Origin of the sequence: Winslowiella iniecta (assembly GCF_001267535.1) — a bacterium.
In the GTDB taxonomy this organism is placed as follows: Bacteria; Pseudomonadota; Gammaproteobacteria; order Enterobacterales; family Enterobacteriaceae; genus Erwinia; species Erwinia iniecta.
On the sequence record NZ_JRXE01000017.1, the window covers coordinates 58741 to 81131 of the forward strand.

General features: G+C 53.5%; 20 protein-coding genes. 16 read left to right on the forward strand and 4 right to left on the reverse strand.

Annotated elements, in window-relative coordinates; all coding sequences use genetic code 11:
- Positions 1-214: 214 nt before the first annotated feature.
- From NG42_RS13170 to NG42_RS13180, 3 genes are read left to right on the forward strand one after another with little or no spacing between them, the layout of a single operon-like run.
- A complete protein-coding gene (locus NG42_RS13170) occupies positions 215-1069 on the forward strand; it encodes a helix-turn-helix transcriptional regulator (protein ID WP_052899918.1) in 855 nt (284 codons plus the stop codon).
- A gap of 51 nt (positions 1070-1120) precedes the next feature.
- Positions 1121-2332 (forward strand): MFS transporter, encoded by a 1212-nt coding sequence (locus tag NG42_RS13175; RefSeq protein ID WP_052899919.1) that lies wholly within the window; start codon positions 1121-1123, stop codon positions 2330-2332.
- A 26-nt stretch (positions 2333-2358) separates the two neighbouring features.
- Positions 2359-3759, forward strand: coding sequence for an MFS transporter (locus NG42_RS13180; RefSeq protein WP_053115645.1), 1401 nt, complete (start codon positions 2359-2361; stop codon positions 3757-3759).
- Between the two features lie 217 nt (positions 3760-3976).
- Here the strand turns inward: NG42_RS13180 and NG42_RS13185 are convergent, their stop codons facing one another.
- Together NG42_RS13185 and NG42_RS13190 are read right to left on the reverse strand one after the other, a co-directional pair.
- Positions 3977-4984, reverse strand: a complete 1008-nt coding sequence (locus NG42_RS13185; RefSeq protein ID WP_173581543.1) for an ABC transporter permease — start codon at positions 4982-4984, stop codon at positions 3977-3979.
- Positions 4985-4999: 15 nt separating this feature from the next.
- Positions 5000-6007, reverse strand: a complete 1008-nt coding sequence (locus tag NG42_RS13190) for an ABC transporter substrate-binding protein (protein ID WP_241488356.1) — start codon at positions 6005-6007, stop codon at positions 5000-5002.
- Positions 6008-6258: 251 nt separating this feature from the next.
- Here NG42_RS13190 and NG42_RS13195 point away from each other — a divergent pair, with 251 nt between their 5' ends.
- From NG42_RS13195 to NG42_RS13205, 3 genes are all read left to right on the forward strand, one after another.
- On the forward strand, positions 6259-7059 hold the full coding sequence (locus NG42_RS13195) for an ABC transporter ATP-binding protein (RefSeq protein WP_052899921.1): 801 nt from the start codon (positions 6259-6261) through the stop codon (positions 7057-7059).
- Positions 7056-8096, forward strand: coding sequence for a PLP-dependent cysteine synthase family protein (locus NG42_RS13200; protein WP_052899922.1), 1041 nt, complete (start codon positions 7056-7058; stop codon positions 8094-8096). The genes NG42_RS13195 and NG42_RS13200 overlap by 4 nt, the downstream gene beginning before the upstream one ends.
- A gap of 200 nt (positions 8097-8296) precedes the next feature.
- Positions 8297-8785: an RrF2 family transcriptional regulator gene (locus NG42_RS13205; protein ID WP_052899923.1), complete on the forward strand. Its 489-nt coding sequence runs from the start codon at positions 8297-8299 to the stop codon at positions 8783-8785.
- Positions 8786-8814: 29 nt separating this feature from the next.
- Here the strand turns inward: NG42_RS13205 and NG42_RS13210 are convergent, their stop codons facing one another.
- The gene (locus NG42_RS13210; RefSeq protein WP_052899924.1) at positions 8815-9678 is read right to left on the reverse strand and encodes a hypothetical protein; all 864 of its coding nucleotides are present in this window, start codon (positions 9676-9678) and stop codon (positions 8815-8817) included.
- A 569-nt stretch (positions 9679-10247) separates the two neighbouring features.
- Here NG42_RS13210 and NG42_RS13215 point away from each other — a divergent pair.
- From NG42_RS13215 to NG42_RS13260, 10 genes are all read left to right on the forward strand, one after another.
- Positions 10248-10775, forward strand: coding sequence for a fimbrial protein (locus tag NG42_RS13215; protein ID WP_052899925.1), 528 nt, complete (start codon positions 10248-10250; stop codon positions 10773-10775).
- 81 nt (positions 10776-10856) lie between these two features.
- Positions 10857-11390: a fimbrial protein gene (locus NG42_RS13220; RefSeq protein ID WP_053115646.1), complete on the forward strand. Its 534-nt coding sequence runs from the start codon at positions 10857-10859 to the stop codon at positions 11388-11390.
- 65 nt (positions 11391-11455) lie between these two features.
- Positions 11456-14020, forward strand: coding sequence for an outer membrane usher protein (locus NG42_RS13225; protein WP_053115647.1), 2565 nt, complete (start codon positions 11456-11458; stop codon positions 14018-14020).
- A gap of 17 nt (positions 14021-14037) precedes the next feature.
- Entirely contained in the window at positions 14038-14796 is a 759-nt protein-coding gene (locus NG42_RS13230) for a fimbria/pilus periplasmic chaperone (protein WP_082203886.1), read from the forward strand.
- A 24-nt stretch (positions 14797-14820) separates the two neighbouring features.
- On the forward strand, positions 14821-15411 hold the full coding sequence (locus NG42_RS13235) for a fimbrial protein (RefSeq protein WP_156322015.1): 591 nt from the start codon (positions 14821-14823) through the stop codon (positions 15409-15411).
- On the forward strand, positions 15404-16357 hold the full coding sequence (locus NG42_RS13240) for a fimbrial protein (RefSeq protein WP_053115649.1): 954 nt from the start codon (positions 15404-15406) through the stop codon (positions 16355-16357). The genes NG42_RS13235 and NG42_RS13240 overlap by 8 nt, the downstream gene beginning before the upstream one ends.
- A gap of 32 nt (positions 16358-16389) precedes the next feature.
- Positions 16390-16977: a LuxR C-terminal-related transcriptional regulator gene (locus tag NG42_RS13245; protein ID WP_052899927.1), complete on the forward strand. Its 588-nt coding sequence runs from the start codon at positions 16390-16392 to the stop codon at positions 16975-16977.
- 21 nt (positions 16978-16998) lie between these two features.
- Positions 16999-17505: a fimbrial protein gene (locus NG42_RS13250; RefSeq protein ID WP_052899928.1), complete on the forward strand. Its 507-nt coding sequence runs from the start codon at positions 16999-17001 to the stop codon at positions 17503-17505.
- Between the two features lie 39 nt (positions 17506-17544).
- Positions 17545-17934 carry a hypothetical protein gene (locus tag NG42_RS13255; RefSeq protein WP_052899929.1) on the forward strand — a complete coding sequence of 130 codons (390 nt, stop codon included), beginning with the start codon at positions 17545-17547 and terminating at the stop codon, positions 17932-17934.
- Positions 17931-19169: an FKBP-type peptidyl-prolyl cis-trans isomerase N-terminal domain-containing protein gene (locus NG42_RS13260; protein WP_053115650.1), complete on the forward strand. Its 1239-nt coding sequence runs from the start codon at positions 17931-17933 to the stop codon at positions 19167-19169. The genes NG42_RS13255 and NG42_RS13260 overlap by 4 nt, the downstream gene beginning before the upstream one ends.
- Positions 19170-19228: 59 nt before the next feature.
- Here NG42_RS13260 and oqxB read toward each other — a convergent pair whose 3' ends face one another.
- The gene (gene oqxB, locus NG42_RS13265; RefSeq protein WP_052899930.1) at positions 19229-22384 is read right to left on the reverse strand and encodes a multidrug efflux RND transporter permease subunit OqxB; all 3156 of its coding nucleotides are present in this window, start codon (positions 22382-22384) and stop codon (positions 19229-19231) included.
- Positions 22385-22391 lie beyond the last annotated feature (7 nt).

Sequence of the window (22391 nt, forward strand, 5' to 3'; positions counted from 1 at the left end):
CAGCGCCACATTGACTATCGAAAAATCAATCATCGGCAGTAGTTGACCGGCTAACAGAACCAGCAGACCAGCGCGGCCAGGCCCGGTGTAATTCATGATATTTACCCTTGTTTTAATGAGTCACCGGGCATAGCATCGGGGATCTTTAAAACGGGTACCAGTTCTTGATTATCATGGTATCAGCACTACCTGCCTGGCGGTGGAGCGCCTGATTATGTCGATAATTACCGATGCCGCAGTCAATGAAAAGGGCAATCGCCAGTTGCTTGGCGCGTTTTTGCGTCGTCGACGTGAGGCGCTCGACCCGGCGCGTCTGGGATTACCGCGCGTGCGCAATCGCCGCACGCCGGGTTTGCGCCGTGAGGAAGTGGCGCAGCTGGCGGATGTCGGGGTCACCTGGTATACCTGGCTGGAGCAGGGACGTGATATCAACGCGTCAGCGAAAACCCTTTCAGCGATTGCGATTGCGTTACAGTGTAACGAAGCGGAAACCCGTCATCTGTTCCGTCTCGCCGGTCATCAGCAACCCACTCTTACCGCAGCTAAGGCCTGCGCCAAAGTGTCGGCACACAGTCAGATTATGCTGGATGCGCTCGATCCGCTGCCGGCGATTATTGAGAATAAGCGCTTTGATATTCTGGCGCACAACCCTGCATGGTGCCGGTTAATGGGCATCGACCTGAACAGTTTGCCGCCCGAAGAGCGTAACTGTATCTGGCTGGCCTTTACCAACGATGCCTGGCGCAGTGCCATGGCAGACTGGGAGGAAGTCATGCCGCATATGGTGGCACTGTTTCGTGCGCAGATGGGCGATCACCTTGGCGAGCCGGAGTGGGAAAATATGCTGGAAAGACTGATGGCGACGTCCGCGGAATTCCGGCAAACCTGGCAGCGTTACGAACTGAAAAGCTTTGAGAATCGCGTCAGACACTTTTACCGCGCTGAAGTGGGGCAAATGGCACTGCGGCAGAATAACTGGTGGTCAACGCCGCGCAATGGCGATCGCTTGCTGGTGTATGTGCCGGATGATGAAATCAGTGCGGCAGCGCTGGCAAAACTGACGGCATGAGGTTTATTATTCGTTTTCCGTCCTGGTTAATCCCCTGACAAACATGGAAAAATGGAAAGGCAGCGCGTGAAAAATCATCCCGAAAAACCCGGCGTCATCAGTATTGTACTGCTGGGACTGGTGCAAATTCTGTCATGGGGCGGCTCGTTTTATATCATGGCGGTGCTGGCCGCGCCGGTGGTGCGTGAGACCGGCTGGTCGCAGCAGTGGGTCTATGGCGCGTTGTCGCTCGGTATTCTGGTGTCGGGATTGCTGGCACCGCTGAGTGGGCGAATTATTTCACGTTATGGCGGGCGCAGTATGCTGGCCAGTAGCGGGCTGGTAATGGCTGCCGGACTGGTAATTATCGGCTTATCCCATGCGCTGTGGCTATTTTTGCTGGCGTGGGTGCTGGTTGGTGTCGGGATGGCGATGGGATTGTACGATGCGCTGTTTGCCACGCTGGGGACACTGTACGGCGGATTTGCCCGCGGTGCGATTACCGGCATTACGCTGATTTCCGGTTTTTGTACCACGCTGGTATGGCCGGGCACCGCACTGCTGATTGAGTGGCTTGGCTGGCGCGATGCCTGTCTGGCGTATGCAGCGATCCTCGCACTGACGGTGTGGCCGATGTATTACTGGTCACTGCCTGCGACGGCAACGCTGCCAAAGACAACCCGGGCGAAAGCCAGCGGACACAGCGCGATTGCGCCGTTTCTGTTCTGGCTGCTGTGTGCCATTTTCACTCTCGCGTCGGTGATCATGACCGCCATATCCGTGCAGCTGATTACCCTGTTGCAGGCCAGCGGTTACTCGCTGGCTGCTGCGCTGGCGGTCAGCGCCATTCTCGGGCCTTGTCAGGTCGCCTCGCGTCTGGTGGATATCGCCTTTAAGCGCGGTCATCCCATCTGGACCACCTTTTTCTCAACAGGATTAGTGGCGCTGGGATTACTGATGCTGGCGCTGATGCCGCATTTCGCGCTGCTGAGTATGTTGCTGTACGGCGCGGGTAATGGCCTGCGTGCCATTGTGCGCGGCACCTTACCGCTGGCGATGGTGAAACCCGAAGAGTATGCGCTGGTGGTGGGTCGGATGGCACGCCCGGCGCTAATCGGCCAGGCGATCACGCCGCTGATGTGTGGCTATGTCTATCAGTCGATGGGGCCACAAGCCACCATCTGGTTACTGTGCGCGCTGGCGCTGATTAATGTGCTGCTGGTGTTTCTGCTTAAGCGTGCGCTGCCGACGCACCGCGCGCCAGTGACAGAAACACTGGCCTGATGTCTGCCCGCCCAAACGGAGTACTAATGGAAAAGAGCGCTACCCCGACACTGGCCACGCGCGCACCCTGGGTGGCGCTACTGGTGGCGGTGACGTTTTTTATGGAAAACCTCGATGCCACGGTGATTGCTACCGCCTTACCGCAAATGGCGCGGGATTTCTCGGTGACAGCGATTGAGCTTAATGTCGGTATCAGCGCCTATTTACTGGCGGTGGCGCTGTTTATTCCGTTAAGCGGCTGGCTGGCCGATCGCTTAGGTGCGCGCCGGGTATTTTCCGGCGCGATTATCCTGTTTACCCTTGCGTCGGTGATGTGCGGTTTCAGTCAGTCACTGGATTTTTTTACCGTCAGCCGGGTATTACAGGGTATCGGTGGTGCGCTGATGGTGCCGGTGGGGCGCTTAGTGGTACTGCGCATCACCGAAAAACAGCATCTGGTGCGGATGATTGCGTTTATTACCTGGCCCGGCCTGATTGCCCCGGTGCTTGGCCCGCCGCTCGGTGGATTGATGGTCAGTTACGGCCACTGGCAGTGGATTTTTTGGCTGAATATTCCGCTGGGTATTGCCGCGCTGCTGGCGACATTCTGGCTGATTCCGCGCGGTGGCGGCAGCGATCGGCGGCCATTTGATTTACGCGGTTTTCTGTTTACCGCGCTGGCCTGTGCGGCGTTGATTAGCGGGCTTGAGTGCCTGGGCCGCGGTGAATTCCCGCAGGGCGCGGCGCTGCTGGTGGCTGGGCTAATCTGCGGCTGGCTGGCCTTTCGTCACAGTCGCCAGCACCCCACGCCAATGCTCTCCACTCGTTCATTCGCTATTGCCAGCTTTCAGAGTACGCTGGTGGGCGGCTCACTGTTTCGTGCCGCGATCAATGCGATTCCCTTTTTACTGCCGCTGCTGTTTCAGGTCAGTTTTGGTCTGTCGGCGGCCAGTGCCGGAATGCTGGTGTTATGGGTATTTGCCGGTAATCTGGCGATGAAACCGTTTACCACGGCGGTGATGAAGCGCTGGGGGTTCCGTCAGGTTCTGATCGTTAATGGTTTACTTAGCATCGCCGCGATAGTGGTCTGTGCGCTGTTAACGCCGGCGCTGGCGTGGCCGTGGCTGGCGTTGATTCTGTTTATCGGCGGCATGTCGCGTTCAATGCAGTTTACCTGCTACAACTCACTGGGCTTTGCTGATATCCCCAAAGCGCAAATGAGTGAAGCCTCGACGCTGTTCAGCATGTTTTTCCAGTTAAGTATGAGTATCGGGATTGCCTTTGCCGCGCTGGCATTGCGTACTTCAATGTCACTGCACGGGCATCAGCAACCGGAAAATAGCGATTTTGCCTGGGCATTTGTGGCGGTGGCCGGTCTGGCGCTGCTGGCATGGCTTGATGCGCTGCGCCTGAAGCCGGGAGTGGGTGAGCAGGTACTGCAAAAGTAGCGAATCAGCTTGTTAACGGCGGGAGACGTGCCGCCGGCTGGCAAGCGGCATCCAGTGATTTCCAGCATCTGTTCTTTTCTGCAAATAATCAACCCGGCCGGTGCTGCGCCCTGAAATCTCAGGACGCAATGTCCGGCCGGCTCGCTAGCGAAGAGTGCACAGCTCATTCCAGTAACTAAAGCGGATACGGTGCCGCAGTTGATCATTTTTCATCGTTTCACCATTTTACTACGCCGCGCTGCCAGGCCAGCAGCCGGTCGCGTAAAGCAAATAGCAGGGTGATCAGTGATGAGAACAGCAACGCCATCACGATCAACGCGGCATACATATTGGCATACGCCGCCCACCCCTGCGCCCATTGCAGATACCAGCCAAGTCCTGACTTCACCCCCATCATTTCGGCGGCCACCAGCACGGAGAAAGAAGCGCCCAGCCCCATAAACAGCCCGACAAACACATGTGGCAATGAAGCCGGAATCGCCACGCGCGCAATCAGAAACAGTGTGCTGGCACCCAGCGTGCGCGCCACGTCGTAGTAGCGCTGATCAACACTGGCTACGCCCGACCAGGTCAGTACGGTGACCGGGAACCAGGTGGCCAGGGCGATCAGGAAAATTGCCGCCGAAAAACTTGACGGGAAAAAGTATAGCGACAGCGGTAACAGCGCGGTTGAGGGAACCGGACCGAGAAAGCGCAGCACCGGATGTACCCAATAGCCGAGGCCACGCGACCAGCCAATAGCCACCCCGGTAATAAACCCGCTGATACTGCCGAGTATAAAGCCCAGCGCCAGCAGACGTAGCGAGTGCAGCACGCTGTCGCCGAGTCGTGGCCAGTCGGTGGCCCAGGCCTCAATCAGCGCACGCGGCGGCGCGAAAAACGGCGCCGGGAGCAGTGCCAGTTTCGCGGTGACGAATTCCCACACCGCCAGCAACAACGCAAGGGCAATAAGCCAGCGTGCCGCACGCCGCAACGGTTGCAGCAGTGAGGAGAGGGCAAGAAAACGCCCGGCCAGCACCGCCAGCGTCAGCGCCGCCGCCAGCAGCACAAACAGCTGATGGGTTTCACTGACAAAGCGCGGTGCGGCAAAACCTACCGGCTTATCCGGCCAGTAGATCATCAGCGCCGCCAGCGCCCACCAGCCGACAATCGCCAGCTGTAGCGCCAGCGTAATGCGTGGCGGCTCGCCTGCCTGTCTGGCTAAAGAGACGGTTTCACTGGACATCATCCCTCCTGATCATTACGCAGCATGATGCTGATGCTGCTCACCTGCGGGCAGCAGTTCCGGTACATAGTGATCGGCAAAGCGTTGTGCATCGGTCTCCGGGCGAATCACGTTGATGGTTTTCAGCTCGTTAACGTAGATCGCCACTTCTTTGCGCAGTTGCGCACCGGTCGAGTGATGACCATGGGTGTGTTCGCTAAGCATCGCGGTAATATCGTCGACCGGCACTGAGCCGGGCACAAACGGGGCAAAAATTTTGGCGGTTTCGGCCGGATGTTGTGCCGTCCACTGCTGGGCATCGACAATTGCCTGAGTAATGGCTTTCGCCACCGCCGGATTATCGCGCACCAGTGAACCGCGCAGTCCGAGCACGCAGCAGGTGAGGTTGGCATATTCACCGTTCAGGTTATTGTCGACTTCTACCAGCTGATGCTGTTTCTTCAATAACCAGCCTTGCGGATCGTCAGTCGCCAGCGCCTGCACTTCACCTTTGCGCAGCGCCTCGCCAAACAGATCGGCAGGATATTGCAGCCAGTTCACCTGTTTATCCGGGTCGATGCCCAGTTTAGCCAGCTGAATGGCGAAGAAATTGCGGATCGGGCTGGCCTGATCGGTGACCGCCACCGATTTACCGACTAAATCCTTCACGCTGTTGATCCCGGAATTTTTCGGTGTCAGCAGCCGCATGCAGCCACCGTGGGTGCCGACGGTTAAATCAACGTCAAACCCTTGCTCCAGCGGCTTCAGCCAGCGCAACGCCATACCAATCCCGCCGTCGGCCTGGCCGGTGGCAATCGCCTGTAACAGCGCATCGGTCGGGCCGCTAAAATTTACCGGTTCAACATTCAGGCCATATTTCTTGAAAAAGCCTTGTTTGAGCGCCACGGAAATCGGCGACTGACAGACCGCGGTTTGTCCCCACGCCAGTTTCACCGTGGTCAGTGAATTATCCTGCGCCAGCACCGTGGACGGTATTAATGAACTGGCACTGAGACCGACGCCTAATAATCCCAGGTTACGCATAAAATGGCGTCTTGAAAGCGAACAGTTATTGCCGTGCATAATTTTCCTCGCATAAACATCCCGTTTAATTAAAAAGCATCATGCAAATAAAAACCCGGCGGGAGAAATAACAAAGCCGCATGTGGTTATGCGGGAAATCATATATAGCGCGCCAGCAAGCTTCCCGCGTTATTCAGGGATAGCTTTGCCGGAATTGATATTTTGATTTAGCGGCAGCGGTGATAAATCTGTGAAAAACGCAGGAGAACAGTATGACGTTAGCGGCCGCGACAGAGCAGGATAATGGACTGGCATTAACTATTAACCACGTCAGCCATCAATTCTGGCTGGAAAATGAGAGTCTGCCGGTGTTACAGCAGGTCTCGCTGGAGGTTAAACCCGGTGAGTTTGTGGCGCTGCTTGGGCCATCTGGCTGCGGTAAATCAACGCTATTGCGCCTGGTGGCCGGGCTGGATTTGCCGACCGAAGGCGAGATCTTTGAGGATAATATTCCGCTTACCGCCCCGGACCCTTCACGGGTGGTGGTATTTCAGGATCCGACTCTCTATCCGTGGCGTACCGTGCGCGATAACGTGGCGCTGGGATTACAGGCGCAGGGCAAACGTGATGCCAGCGCCAGTCAGCGCATCGACAGCGTGCTGGAGCGTGTCGGGCTGACGCAGTTTGCCAATGCCTGGCCGCGTCAGCTGTCCGGCGGCATGGCGCAGCGTGCCGCGCTGGCACGCGCGCTGGTCAATAAGCCGAGGCTGTTAATTCTCGATGAGCCGCTGGGCAAGCTGGATTCATTAACCCGCATCCGTATGCAGCGCGAGCTGGTCAGTCTGTGGCAAGAGCAGCGCTTTACCACGCTGATGGTGACGCACGACGTCGAAGAGGCGTTGCTGATGGCCAACCGGGTGGTGGTATTCAGTGCGCGCCCGGCGAAAATACTGGAAATTATCCATGTCGATGTGCCTTTTCCACGGCGGCGCAACGATCCGCAACTGATTGCCTTGCGAACCCGTGCGCTGGCACAGCTGGGGGCAGAACTGAATGAGGAACCGGGTTTATGAGCAGAGAGATTTACCATTCGATCGCTGAATTAGTCGGCAGAACGCCATTATTAGCGCTGCGCGGATTTATTCATCAACATCAGCTGGCGGCGGAGGTGATTGCCAAACTGGAATACTTTAATCCTAATCACAGTATTAAAGATCGCACGGCGCTGGCAATGGTGGAGCAGGCGGAACGCAGCGGCAGATTAAAACCCGGTTATACCCTGGTTGAAACCACCAGCGGCAATACCGGCATTGGTTTAGCGGCAATTGCTGCGGCGAAAGGCTATAAGTTCCGGGTCTATATCAATGACTATGTCAGCCTGGAAAGAACCAAAGTGGTGCAGGCTTTTGGCGGCGAAGTGATAAAATTTAGCGAGGTGGAAAATTTCCTTGAGATACTGGAAGCCAGCGACGGTGACTTTGTTGCCGCCACCAAATGGCTGGAAAACAATGTAATTGCCAAATTACCTGACCATTATTTCACCGCGCAGCTGGAGAATCCGGCCAATCCCAATATTCACAGCGTCACCACCGGGCCGGAAATTTGGCAGCAAACCGATGGCCAGCTGGATATTGTGATCGCCGCGGTGGGAACCGGCGGGACGATATCCGGTATCGGCCAGTTTCTTCGCCAGCAAAACCCGGCGATACAGATTATTGCCGTGGAGCCGGGCGTGAATTCGCGCCCGAGTGCAGAGAATCCCGATCCGCTGGAGATCACCGGCGTACATCAGTTTACCGATATCGCGCCGGAGCGCATTCCGCCAGCCATGAACACCAATATCTACCACGAAGCGCTGGCGGTCGAAACCTGGCAGGCATATCAGGCGGCGCGGGAAGTCGCGCAGAGCGACGGAATTCTGATTGGTGAGTCATCGGGTGCGGTATTGCATGCGGCGAAAATCGTTGCCAGCCGCCCGGAGAACGAAGGCAAGAAGATTGTGGTCATCCTCGCCGACAGCGGCCTGACCTATCTGTCCACAGACCTGTTTAACGGCGATGTCAGCATTGAGCAGTTAAAAACCGCCAGGGCGCAGCTGGCTGACGGCTGATCAGACGCGCCAGCGGGCTGAATTCCGCTGAATTGACTTATCAACACGCGTCTCCTGGCCGCGCAAGGGATTATGAATATGTGCCTTGCGCAGCCGGGCTGGCTTCTAAAAAGCAACAGTGTTTGTTATATTATTGGTCATTGATTATTCACAGCCACGGCGCTAACAATAACAAGATTCGCCGTAACCAGGATGACACAATGTTAGATTATCGCTTCCCGACAGCTTTGCAGATGGTTCTCAGCGTAGCGATGGCGGAGCAACTGGGTAAACGTTCGACCAGCGCCGTTCTGGCTTATGGTCTGGAGGCTAACCCAAGCTTTATTCGTAAGCTGATGGTGCCGTTGACCCGTGACGGTATTATCGTCTCGACGCTGGGTCGCACCGGCTCCATTCACCTTGGCCGTCCGGCAGAGCAGATCACACTGCGCGATATTTACCTCTCGGTGATTGAAGATAAGCGCATCTGGGCATCGCGCCCGGACGTACCGGCACGTTGCGTCGTCAGCGCCAACGCCTGCTGGTATTTTAAAGCGATTGCGGATGAAGCCGAGCAGGCTTCGCTCGACGTGCTGGCGCGTCGCACCGTAGCCGATGCGTTAACCGAGCTGAAAAAAGCCGATACCAGCGGCTGCATGGATTTTCCCGAGCCTGAACTGGCCACCGATTGTAAAAAAAACGGCCGTTAATCTGACGGCCGTTTTATCTCTTCCACAGTTTAACCCGTTTCTGCTGGCATCCCGGTCAAACCGTGTTTCACGCTGGCTAAGTACAGGGCAAAATAGTCTCTTACCATCTGCATAAAAGCGGGCGTCAGCGACACGATATGTTTACTTTCAACAATAGTTAACAGCTGATTTTGCTCTACTGCCTGCAAGCACCGCTTAATATGCGAGCGGGAGACACCACAGGAAAAAGAAGCTTTGAGAAAGTTATAGTTTACGTCCAGCGTGTTCTGCTTAATGCTCTCCAGATAGAGATTAAACATAATCATATGCCCACCATCACGGCTTAAAAAATCGCCGCTGCCCGGCACCATATCATGAACAAAAATTCGGTTAAGCGTAATCTCGGCATAGGATTTAAAAAATGCCGGCACAAAATTTTGATAATTCTCATAGTACGCCAGGTCAAACTCGGCAGAGAGCATTGCGCAGGGGATTAACATGGTGTTAATCATCTTTTTGGTCTCTGACAGCGCTTTAGCCGTCGGCTTATAGTTCAGTTTACGTTTATCTGATTCATCCCGATAAACTTCAAGCCGGCCACCGACCCGCAGAAATAATAAAAAAGAGTCGAGTGCATTAATGCTCAGCAGATCGTTAGCGATACAGAATTTTTTAATATCCTTAAAGGTACTGCCGTTACGAGTGTAATAAATCCCGAGTATCGCCGAACCAATGATAAAGCGATTTGCTTTAAAGATGGTTTTGAAATACAGCGGATTAGTTAAATAGAGTTTATGCAACAACTCATAGTGACGTTTAATGGCTTCATTAATGTTATCTCTCTCCCTGAATTCTATAGACTTTTGTATAATCTTAGTTTCGAGTTCCAGCTTCTTTTTACTAATAAAAGGCATTTTTTGTCATTTTATTGTTTTAATGTTAAATGGTTAGGAATTATCTTATTTCGTAATTTTAATTCTGTCAACAAAACGGCAGGTTTTTTATCATTAACTGATGATAATTTCTTGATTTTATTTTCAATAATACCCTTGTTTTACATTCGTTTAAGTTAACAGGCTTTAAGTAAGCAAAAAACTATTTATAAGTTTGTATCAAAATTGTAGCCATTTACCGCTAAGCAATGATAATGCTTTGCTAAATACTCTATATAAATTGTTTTAAATCAACACGTTAATGATATTTATGCGTTTATGTGGTTGTTTTTACTCTGATTTAAATTAGGCACAATTATGGACAGTGACTTGTAAATTTATCTGATTAGTATTGCAAACGCTGCTCACAGGAATACAGGTTATGAGCTAACTCAATATGCGTACTTCGCCTCTGGTATTTACGTATAAACAGCGATCAAGATACGGAAGGTAAGTCTGAAAATTACCAACTCGCTTATTCAAAACCGGCGGGCGGTTTATTTTTATGGCTGCGCTCATTCTGTCAGTACCAACCAACCAAGGATATTAAAATGGAACTCAAAAAAATTGCGGCTATCGCCATGCTTGCTATGGGCGTTTCCGGGGTGGCTAATGCAGCCGATCAAGGGAGCGGGAAAATTACCTTTACCGGCTCCATTGTTAATGCGCCATGCTCAATTGCACCTAATCAGGACAAACAGGAAATCCCTCTGGGCCAGGTTTCCAATACGCTGCTTGCGGGCGGCGGTGAGCAAAAGGCTGAGCCTTTCAGCATTGAATTGCTGAACTGCGATGCCGCCACTAAGCACACTGTGACCACCACTTTCACCGGCAAAGCGGGTGTTGATGGCCGTCTGGGTATCACCGGCGAGGCTTCTGGTGCCAGCATTCTGTTACGTGATGCCAGCGGTAAGAAAATCGAGCTGGGCACCGCGACTGACGCGCAGACCTTAAATGCCGGTGATAACACGCTGCAATTCAGCGCCGCGTTAAAAGGCGATGGCACGGAAGATGCGCCGGTGGCAATCGGTACCGGTGCATTCACCGCAGTGACCAACTTTACCCTGGCCTATCCATAACGGCTTTGCTTTGCAAAGTGGGCAACAGCGTCCGGAATAGCCGGGCGCTGAGGTGAAACTTCACGGACGAAGGGGGCTGCGATGATGCGCTTGATAATGGTATTGATCATGACGTTGCCCGCGCCGCTGTTCGCCAGCGGAAACACTCATCGTGAAGTTATTCAGGGCGATCGGGGCAGAATCACGCTCACCGGAAAGATCGTTGCCGGTTCGTGCGGCATTAATATGCAGGACCGTCATCAGACCATCACCCTGCCAGATGTGGCGATCGGTCAGCTGGCACGCGGTGACAAAAGTGCTGCGGCACCGTTCAGTATTCAGCTGGTGAACTGCATGTTACTGGAAGATGCGCAAGGAACACCGGTATTTCGCCTCGGGTTTGATGGTCATCATCAACAGAACCAGTTCCGCGTAGCCGGAGAAGCGGAAGGGATTGCCATTGAAATTGTTGATACAGCCGGCAGGATTGCGACGCCGGGCGCGGTATTTTCGTCCGGGGAAATTGATCGTAAGGCAATGCGTTTAAATTATTTATTACGGGTAGCTAGCAATCATCAGCCGTTTAAACCCGGGAGTTATCACTCAACGATCAGATTTAATATTACTTACTATTAATTAATCAGTTTATGGAGCACGGCAAACTGAATTCTGTCGCACTGAATTAGGGTCACTGGAAGATCATGGGAATTAAAAAATTCAAAATAAAATCGCCGGGTTTTTTGGCTTTTTCCATGTTTCTGGCATTGGCTCCGGGATTACGCTGGGCGTGGGGCGGGGATATTCAGTTTAATACCGATGTGCTCGATGTTGAAGACCGCAATAATATCGATATCACGCGTTTTGCCCATAAAGGTTACATCATGCCAGGCCGCTATCTGATGAGTGTGCGTCTGAACAAGGATGTGCTGGCGGAGCGACCGATTGACTTTTATCCGGCGGAAGATAATCCGGATATTACGCTGGCCTGTCTTTCGCCTAAGCTGGTCAATGAATTTGGCCTGCGGCCACAGCCCGCCGAACAGCTGGCCTGGTGGCATGGCGGTGAGTGTCTCGATATTCGCAGTCTGAAAGGGATGCAGGCGCGCGGCGATCTGTCGAACTCAACATTAACCCTCAGTCTGCCGCAGGCGTATCTCGAATATCAGTCGGCTAACTGGGATCCGCCATCACGCTGGGATAACGGCGTGCCCGGCATTCTGTTTGATTACAATATCAACAGTCAGCTGCGTTCCAACCGGGAAGGCAGTGACCGACGCAGCCTGAGTGGAATGGGAACCGTCGGGGCCAATGCCGGTGCCTGGCGTCTGCGCGCCGAATGGCAAGGGCGTCGCGATCAGGAAGGCGACAACAAGCGCAATAGTTTCGACTGGACGCGTTATTACGCCTATCGCGCCATTCCGCGGCTGGAAGCAAAGCTGGTGGTGGGTGAGGATTATCTGGTCTCGGATATTTTTGACAGTTTTCGCTATGCGGGTGCCAGTTTACGCACTGATGACAATATGCTGCCGCCGAATCTGCGCGGCTATGCGCCGGAAGTGACCGGCGTCGCGCGCACCAATGCGCGGGTGATTGTGATGCATCAGGGGCGCGTACTGTATGAATCGCAGGTGGCGGCGGGGCCGTTCCGTATTCAGGATATCAGTGATTCAGTGATGGGCGAACTGAATGTGCGGGTAGAGGAAGAGGATGGCTCGGTGCAGACCTTTAGCCTGAACACCGCCAATATTCCTTACCTGACGCGGCCTGGGCGGGTGCGTTACAAGATGAGTATCGGGCGACCGGTTGACTGGCAGCACAGCGTTGATGGGCCTGAGTTTGCCAGTGGTGAATTCTCCTGGGGAATTAACAGCGGCTGGTCGATGTATGGCGGCGCAATTGGCAGTGAAAAATATCAGGCGCTGGCACTGGGTGTCGGTCGCGATCTGCTGGCTTTCGGCGCGATGGCGTTTGACGTGACGCGCTCTGTCGCACAGTTGCCGTGGGGTGAAACCCTGCAAGGTAACTCTTATCGCCTCAGCTATTCGAAGCGCTTTGATGATTATGGCAGTCAGGTGACGTTTGCCGGTTATCGATTCTCTGAGCGGCAGTTTATGTCGATGGGGGAGTATCTGGACGCCCGTTCCCGACGCAGCGGAATGAGTAACAGTAAAGAGATGTATACCATCACCTTTGCGCAAGATATTAAGCCAATTGATGCCAGCGCGCAGTTTAGTTATAACCGCCAGACGTACTGGGACCGGCCGGAAAGTGAGCGCTACAGTATCGCGCTGTCGCGCTATTTTGATTTTATGCAGTGGAGAAATTTAAGTCTTTCGCTTTCCGCCTGGCGAAACCGTTACAGCAATAACCGCGACGATGGCGTCTATTTATCCTTGTCGGTGCCGTTGGGTAACGGTGGCACTCTCAGTTACAACGGCTCGCTCGGCAGGGGAAACAACAGCAATCAGCTTAACTATTCTGACCGTCGGGATAATGGAGACACTTATAGCCTCAGCAGCGGAATCAGCCGTAATGGCCCGGAGCTTGGCGGTTATTATCAGCGTGAAAGCAGTCTGGCGCAAATGAGTGGCAGCGTGAATTACCAGCAGGGTAATTTCACCTCGCTGGGTGGAACGATTAAAGGCGGTATTACCGCAACCGCAGACGGGATGGCGCTGCATCGTCAGAATACGCCAGGCGGAACGCGCTTATTACTGGATACCGATGGCGTAGCGGATATTCCGGTCAGAGGAAGCGGCGGCGCTGTTTACAGTAATCAGTTCGGTAAGCTGGTTATTCCGGACGTCAGCAGTTATTACCGCAACCAGGTCAACATCGATATTAATAAGCTGCCGGAGAATGCCGATGTCTCCTCATCGGTGGTGCAGGCCACGCTGACCGAAGGGGCGATTGGCTACCGTAAGTTTGCGGTGGTGTCAGGTGAAAAAGCGATGGCAGTGATTCGTCTGGCAAATGGCAGCGTACCGCCGTTTGGCGCTCAGGTGCTTAACCTGCGGCAACAGGAGGTGGGCCTGGTGGGAGATGGCGGCAGTGTCTGGCTGAGCGGGATTAAGCCGGGTGAATCGATGTCGGTTCACTGGGATGGCGAGAAAAAATGCCTGCTGTCGTTACCGGAAATGATCACGCCGAGTGCGCTGGCGAATTTGTTACTCCCTTGCTCACCGGTCGGTGCAGCAGAGGGAAAAAGTGAAAATCAATCAGCTGATTATTGGCTGTCAGCGAAAAGCCATCAGCCTGCTGAATAATCAACAGAGGAAGTAAAATGTTATTGTTAAACCGGATGACGGCCGTCAGTGTATTTGCTGTCACAACCACACTGTTTTCATCATGGGCATATGCGGCTATCGCACTCGATAGGACGCGGATTATTATGGATGCGGAAAACCGCTCTGTCAGTCTGCAAATTACTAATGAGAATAATCAGCTGCCTTATCTGGCTCAGGGCTGGATTGAAGATCAGCAGAATAATAAAATAAAAGGTCCGCTGACGGTATTACCACCGGTGCAGCGCATTGAGGCGGGCGATAAAAGTCAGATCAAGGTGCAGTCTTTGCCTGGTGTCGATTTACTGGCACAGGATAAAGAGACACTGTTTTATTTTAATTTAAGAGAGATTCCGCCACGCTCAGATAAGCCGAATACCTTACAGATTGCGCTGCAAACCAGAATAAAACTGTTCTGGCGGCCAACCGCACTGAAATTATCCTCTGCCGATTATAACAATCCGGTGCAGCAGAAAGTGACGCTGACGCGTATTGGCGATAAATACCGTATCAATAACCCGACCGGTTATTACATCACTTTTGTTGAGGCCAGTGACCGCCAGGGGGGTAAGCCGATATCTGCCTTTAAACCGACGATGATCGCGCCGAAAGAAAATCAAATGATGGACATCCCGGCGGGCACGATGGGCCGTTCACCGGTGCTGAAGTACGTCAATGATTTCGGTGGCCGATCGCTGTTGGTGTTTCAGTGCGGCGCGACAACCTGTGAAGTGATACCGGGTGCAGGCAAAGGCTAAGTTCAGACAATTCAGGTGGCAGCCATGCGGCAAGCAAATCGGCGGAAGGGCAAGTTAGTCATGCTGTTATGTATGGCGCTCAGCCCCTTTACTCCAGCAGCAATCGGTCAGGCAGAACCCGGTCAGACACAAGGTGAAATTTATGTCACTGGCAATCTGTTACAGAGCGCCTGTCAGCTGGCGATGGAATCGGCTTACCAGACGGTGACGCTGGGCGATATTGGCAGCGCCCGTCTGCGCAATCCCGGTGAACGTGGCCCGGCGATTGAGATAGCGATAATGATGCGTGATTGTGTCAGCAGCGATAGCGATCTGCGTGACAGCCGTGGAAACAGGCTGTGGAGCCGCGATCAACCGGCGATCAGCGTGCAATTTTATGGCGTAAAGGACGCGCTGAACCCTGAGCTTTTTAGTCTGCAAGGGGTGAAGGGTGTCGGACTCCGGCTGCTGGACGGCGACAGGCAACCGCTGTCAGCGCAGGCGCTATGGACGTCGCGATCGTTACTGCCGGGTGACAACAGGCTGATCTGGCATATTGCCGCGGAGCGAACGCTGGGGGTGTTACAACCCGGCTCTTATTATGCAGTTTTACACCTGGGCGTCAGCTATGATTAAGCGTGTTTTTATTCCGCTCACTGTAATGCTCTTTGTTTTCCTGTTAATACCGGGGAAAGCGCTGGCTTTCTCCTGTATTGATAAACGCGATGGTAAAGCTTTTGATGCGGTAGGCCAGCGTAATATCGATGTTACGGTCAATTTATCGCCTGAGATTATGATCGGCGATGTGGTGATATTTGACCTGGCGGACTATTTCACTTGTATGAATACCATTCCCAACAGATATGTTGATTATATGCGGCTTAATGCCGGCAGTTACAACACCACGCTGGATGCCTCATTTAACAGCGGGCTGGAGATCAAAGGGCAACGTTATTTAAATCCGATTAACTCATCAGTCAATGTTTTTGAGTTGCGCGATGGTAACTGGCATGACCTGGAGGTAAAAGCCTTCTATCAGTTAAAAAACAGTCCGGCTAAAGGGGTGTATATTAAAGCCGGGGCGGTGGTGGCCAGTATGCAATTCTATAAGTGGAGTGTGCCAGCAGGCGGGGTATTTACCGCCAACTGGCGGATTATTGCCGCCAATGATGCTTATTATACTTCCGGCACCTGTGATATTAACGACGGTCATGATATTGATGTGGATTTTGGTTTAATTGCGCGCGATCAGCTGACGCAGAGTGCCGGTACCAGTCCGTTTCGCCGGGAAATTACCGTTCCTTACCGCTGCAAAGATAACTCTGACTGGCCGATTAAACTTACTTTGTCGGCAGACGCCAGTAACTTCTCCGCTTCGGCGATTAAAACCACTAATCCGGATTTAGGCGTGGAGCTTTATCATCAGGGAACGCTGATAAAACCCTTTGATAGTGTGAAAAGCCAGATTGTGAATGGTGTGGGCAGTGATGACTTTAACTTCGTATTAGTGAAGTCCTCAAAAAAAGATATCGCTACCGGACCATTTAGCGGTTCTGCCGTGCTGGTGATGAGTCTTCAGTAACCCGGATTTATTCAGTCAAAGGGCAGGGAGTTATGGCAGCGATTAATCGATTAACCATTATGCTGATTGACAGCAATCGTTTTTTTCTCGACGGGATGCTGGTTTTTATCCGCAGCCACTATCCGGACGTGATGATTAAATCTTCGGGCAGGAGAGTGCACAAAATCGATCTGTTAATGACCGGACTTGATCGGGTATCGGTCTCTGTCGCCCGATTTTATACGCCGATGCTGAGCCATAATGGAAAAGTGTTGCTGATGCACGAGGCTGATGAAGTGAATCGTGATGCTATTCCTGAGTCGCTGAAACCGCATTCATTGATCCATATGCATAAAAGGCAGTCACTGTATGAGTTTGCTGCGCTAATCGGCAGGCTGGTGGGGGCTGGCGGACAAAGAACGGTACTGACCATTATTGATAAGAGGTCGGTTGACAGCAGTTTACTGTCACCGCAAGAAAAACTATTAGTCTGTCAATTACGCCATAATAGTAGTGTTAGTCATATTGCCAGCGAAATGAAACTGCATCCAAAAACCATCAGCAGTTATAAGCGCTCGGTGATGCTGAAATTAGATATGCCACATAATCTGGAGTTCTACCACTGGTTACTCTACTCATAGAGAATATAAGGCAGGGTGACAATGAAAATCTCAAATTTCGCGCTGGTGAGTTTATTGCTGTGCGCAAAGTGTGCGACGGCAGCGGACAGCGGTTTTGGTAATGTCAATATTCATGGGGTAGTGATTGATGCCCCTTGTTCGATTTCACCCGGCAAAGATAATTTACAGCTGGATTTCGGCCAGCTCAGCGCTGCGGCGTTGCAGAATGGTCATGAATCTGAACCTGTTGATTTAGATATTGAACTCGCTCGCTGCTCTGCTGATATCCAGAATAAAGTACGGGTGACATTTAAAGGCACTGCTTTTAGTGACGGCTTATTCTCGGTCGCTGAAAATAACAGCAGCCTGGGGATTGCGATTCGCGACCATTTTGGTCAGCAGGTGATTAATGGCCAGCCGGTGGCGTGGCAACGAATAAATGATGGCGATAATGTGCTGCATTTTACTTCAGTTTTGAAGGGACGTGCTTCGCCGGTTATTACCGGGCCATTTCAGGCGCAGGTATTATTTTATATTGAGTATAACTGACGGTCAGTCAGCTGGCTGATAAACACCCTGGAGACGTTAATGAAGAAAAGCGTGAAATTACCCGCGCTGTTACTGGTTTGTCTGGCGCTGGCGGGCTGTCAGGCGAATAAAAACAGCCAGAACCGCGATGCGGTTAAAGCTGCTGAAAAACTGGCGACAACTAATAATCAGCGCCAACAGCTGGAGTTATGCCATAAACAATTAGAGGCGTTAAAGCTGATGCAGGCGGAGAGTTATAATGCGTTGTTCAGCGAGTTTAACCGCGTAATGAGCGGCGCTGCCAGTTACGCTAACGTGCGCAATGATATCAGCGCGCTCAATCAGGACACGGTTGATGCGCTTTATCGTTATCGGGTTAATAGCTTATGTTCCCGAATCGATCAGGCGCTATTAACCGCTCTGAGCCGACAGGATGACAGCCTGCCATGACGTGGGCAAAGGCAGTCAGTAAGCAGCAACGTGCTGCGGGTTTGCTGCTGTTGATGGGTGGAGCGATGCTCTATCCCGCCAGCGCCAGCGCGGATAATCAGGATGCCGGTGTTCCGGCGATTCTGCAATTTGCCGAGCATTATCAGCAGAAACAAGCGTCACCCGCCGAATCCAGCCGTCAGCAGCAGAGCAAAAAACCGCCTGCCGCACGACCTGAGCCGGTTAGCTCACCCGCTAAATCCCCGGCGTGGCGACTGGGTGCGAATGATCAGGAAGTTAAGCGCTTGCAACTGGAGCTTAATCTGGCACAGCAGCGGCAACAGGCGTTGCAGGCGGCTAATGATCGGTTAACCGAGGCGGTAAACTTTGCGGATGTGCCGGTGGCGCTGGCGGGGATAGTGAACCACTTAAAACAGGCGTTAACCCCGGCACCTGAGTTATCTGTTCAACGTCAGCAACTTAGCCGGTTGCGTCATACGCTGGCCGAACGACAAAATGAACTGACCGCGCTGAAGCAGCAATATGCCGGGCTGACGAAACGCTGGCAGCAAACGCAGGCGCAGTTACCTTCGCCACTGAGTCAGCAGAGCATTCAACAGGCAAAAGTTCGTCAGGATTATGCCGCCGGGGTATCACTCGGCAGCGAGATCCTTGCGCTGCAGGCCGAACATGCCCGCTGGGGCATCAGTGCCGATAAAGCAGTGATTCTGGCCGGCATTAATGATGCGTTTGAGCATAAGTCTTTGCTGTCCCCTGCGGAAGTGAATGACACCCTTGCCGAAGTGGAATCAGCGATTACCGCCGCCAGAGAGAAAGCTATGGCCGCTCAGCAGCAGCAGGGGCGGGATTTTCAGGCTAAATTCGCCCGCCAGCCGGCAACCAAAGCCGCCGCGATGGGCTACTGGTATCAGATTGATTATGCGGGTAAAGGCAAAATCACGCCGGATGCAGTGGTTGAGATTGCGGTAAAAGAGATGCGTGTCGACGGTAAGGTAATTCAGGATATGGATGCCAGCGGCGCAGTGCTGACGCAGAAACTGTCCGAGTATCCTCCGGTATTTCGTGATGCGCTGGCTCGCCTTGAAAATCATGGCAGCATGACATTACTGGTTCCGCCGGAATTAGCTTACGGTGATGCCGGATATCCACCGGATATTCCGCCCGCAGCGTATATGATTTATACCATCAGAGTGGCGGATGTGTACCCGGAAAAAGTCGCGAAATCAGAAGGTTAGTTGCGATTAATCGCGTACGGGAGCCGTTTTCGGCTCCCGTTATGATGGTATGCGGGGTGCTAACTTTCGCCACGGGCGACGAGAACGCCGCGCTGGCGTGTCACCAGCTTGCGCAGGGCTACATAAAATACCGGAGTGAGAAACAGTCCAAATAGCGTCACGCCCAGCATACCGGAGAAGACGGTAATCCCGGTAACGCCGCGCACTTCGGCACCGGCTCCGTGGCCAAGAATCAGCGGAATGGTTCCGGCGATAAAGGCGATGGAGGTCATCACGATAGGGCGCAGGCGTAAGCGACAGGCTTCCAGCGCCGACTCGATAATGCCTTTACCCTGCAACTCCAGTTCGCGGGCGAATTCCACAATCAGGATCGCGTTCTTACAGGCCAGCCCCATCAGCACCACTAACCCTACCTGCACAAACACATTGTTATCGCCGCCGGTCAGCCAGACGCCAACCAGCGCCGACAGCAAGGTCATCGGCACAATTAAAATCACCGCCAGCGGCAGCGTCCAGCTTTCATACAGCGCCGCCAGCACCAGGAATGCCAGCAGTACCGCCACCGGGAAGACAATCAGCGCGGTATTCCCCTGGGTTGACTGCTGATAACTGAGATCGGTCCACTCAATGTTCATACCGGCAGGCAGGACCTGGCGGGCTAAAGCAGCAATTTCCGTCATCGCCTCTGCTGATGAAAGCACACGCGGATCGGCATCACCAATCAGGTCAGCCGCCGGGTAGCCATTGTAGCGAATCACCGGATCGGGGCCGTAAGTGGTGGTGATATGCACCATGCTGCCAATCGGCACCATTTCGCCTTTGTCGTTGCGGGTGCGCAGATTCGCAATGTCTTCCACGCTGTCGCGGAATTGACCATCGGCCTGCGCCATCACTTTCCAGGTACGGCCAAAACGATTGAAATCATTGACATAAGCCGAGCCAAGATAGGTTTGCAAAGTGCTGAATAACTGATTCAGCGGCACCCCTTGCGCCCTGGCTTTATCACGATCAATTTGCGCATCCAGCTGCGGCACATTGGCCTGATATGACGAGATTGGGAAATGCATCCCAGGCGTCTGCATCACCGCGGCGGACAGGGTGTTAATCGAGGTCTGTAACGTGCCGTAACCCAGTCCGTCGCGATCCTGGACATACAGCGAGTAACCCGAGCCCTGGCCTAAACCGAGGATCGGCGGCGGCATAATTGAGAACGCAAAGCCCTGCTGAATCTGGCTGATTTTGGCGTTTATTTCCGCATTAATCTGCGCCGCACTGCGGTGACGTTGCTCAATCGGCTTCAGTATAAAGAACACCGTGCCGGTATTTGGCGTATTGGTAAACTGCAATGCATTCAGACCAGGAAACGCCACCGCGTAAGCCACGCCTTCGGTTTCCATCCCCATCTGACTCATCTGGCGCACCACCGCATCGGTACGCGCCAGGGACGATCCTTCCGGCATTTTCACCCCGCCAATCAGATACAATTTATCCTGCGTTGGAATAAAACCACCGGGTACGGCTTTAAACATTAGCGCTGCGCCGCCCAGCAGCAGCAGATAAACGACAAACACCGCGCCGCGTTTAGTGAGAATTTTCGCGACCTGGTGCTGGTAAGCTTCTGAGCTGCGCTGAAAGAAGCGATTAAACGGGCGAAACAGCCAGCCAAACAGCCGGTCAATCAGTCGCGTCGGCATATCTTTTGCTGCATCATGCGGCTTCAGCAATAGCGCGGCCAGCGCGGGCGATAAGGTCAGCGAGTTAATCGCCGAGATCACCGTGGAAATGGCAATGGTTACCGCAAACTGTTTATAAAACTGGCCGGTCACGCCGGAAAGAAACGCCATTGGCACAAACACCGCGCACAGAACCAGCGCAATAGCAATAATCGGCCCGGACACTTCGCGCATGGCCTGATGGGCGGCGGCCAGCGGTGTCAGTCCCTCCTCAATATTCCTTTCGACGTTTTCCACCACCACAATCGCATCATCGACCACGATGCCAATCGCTAATACCAGCCCAAACAGACTGAGGGTATTCAGCGAGAAGCCGAGCAGATACAGCACGCTAAAGGTGCCGATCACCGATACCGGCACCGCCAGCAGCGGGATAATCGACGCGCGCCAGGTTTGCAGGAACAGGATCACCACCAGTACCACCAGCGCTACGGCTTCCAGCAGGGTATGGACCACCGCGCGGATCGAGTCGCGAACAAACACCGTTGGGTCGTAAGGTGCCTGCCACTGCATACCGTCCGGGAAACGGGTTGCCAGCTCATCCATTTTGGCGCGTACCGCATTCGAAAGGTCGATGGCATTGGCTCCGGGAGCCTGGAACACGCCAATACCCACTGCATCCTGATTATTTAACTGTGAACGCAGGGCGTAACTTCCTGAACCCATCTCAATACGTGCCACATCGCGCAGCCGTACAATCGAGCCATCTGTAGTGGTTTTCAGAATGATATTGCCAAACTGCTCTTCGTTCTCCAGCCGACCTTGTGCATTGATCGATAGCAGGAAATCGCTCTGGCTGGGCATCGGTTCGGCACCCAACTGACCGGCTGAAACCTGAACATTCTGCTCCTGCATCGAAGCAATCACATCAGACGCGGTCAGCCCGCGTGCCGCCACCTTATTGGGATCGAGCCAGACGCGCATGGCATATTCACCGGCACCGAAAATCTGAATCTGTCCGACACCCGGCAGGCGCGCCAGCTCATCTTTCACTTTCAGCGTGGCGTAGTTGCGCAGATACAGCGAGTCATATTTACCGGACGGCGAAGAGAGATGCACTACCAGAGTCATGGTCGGCGACTGCTTCTGGGTGGTCACGCCGAGGCGGCGCACATCTTCCGGGAGACGCGCTTCTGCCTGCGCCACCCGATTCTGCACCTGCACTTGCGCCTGGTCGGCATCCGTACCTGGACGGAAGGTAACGGTAGTCACCATCACGCCGTCAGAACCGGCCACCGATTTCATATACATCATGCCTTCGACGCCGTTGATCGCTTCTTCCAGCGGGGTGGCCACGGTTTCGGCGATCACTTTCGGGTTGGCTCCGGGATATTCGGCGCGCACCTGCACGCTCGGCGGTACCACATCCGGGTATTCACTGATTGGCAGTAGCGGAATCGCAATCAGCCCGGAAATAAAAATCAGGATCGACAGCACTGCCGCAAAAATTGGCCGGTCGATAAAAAAGCGGGAAAAGTCCATCAGTCAG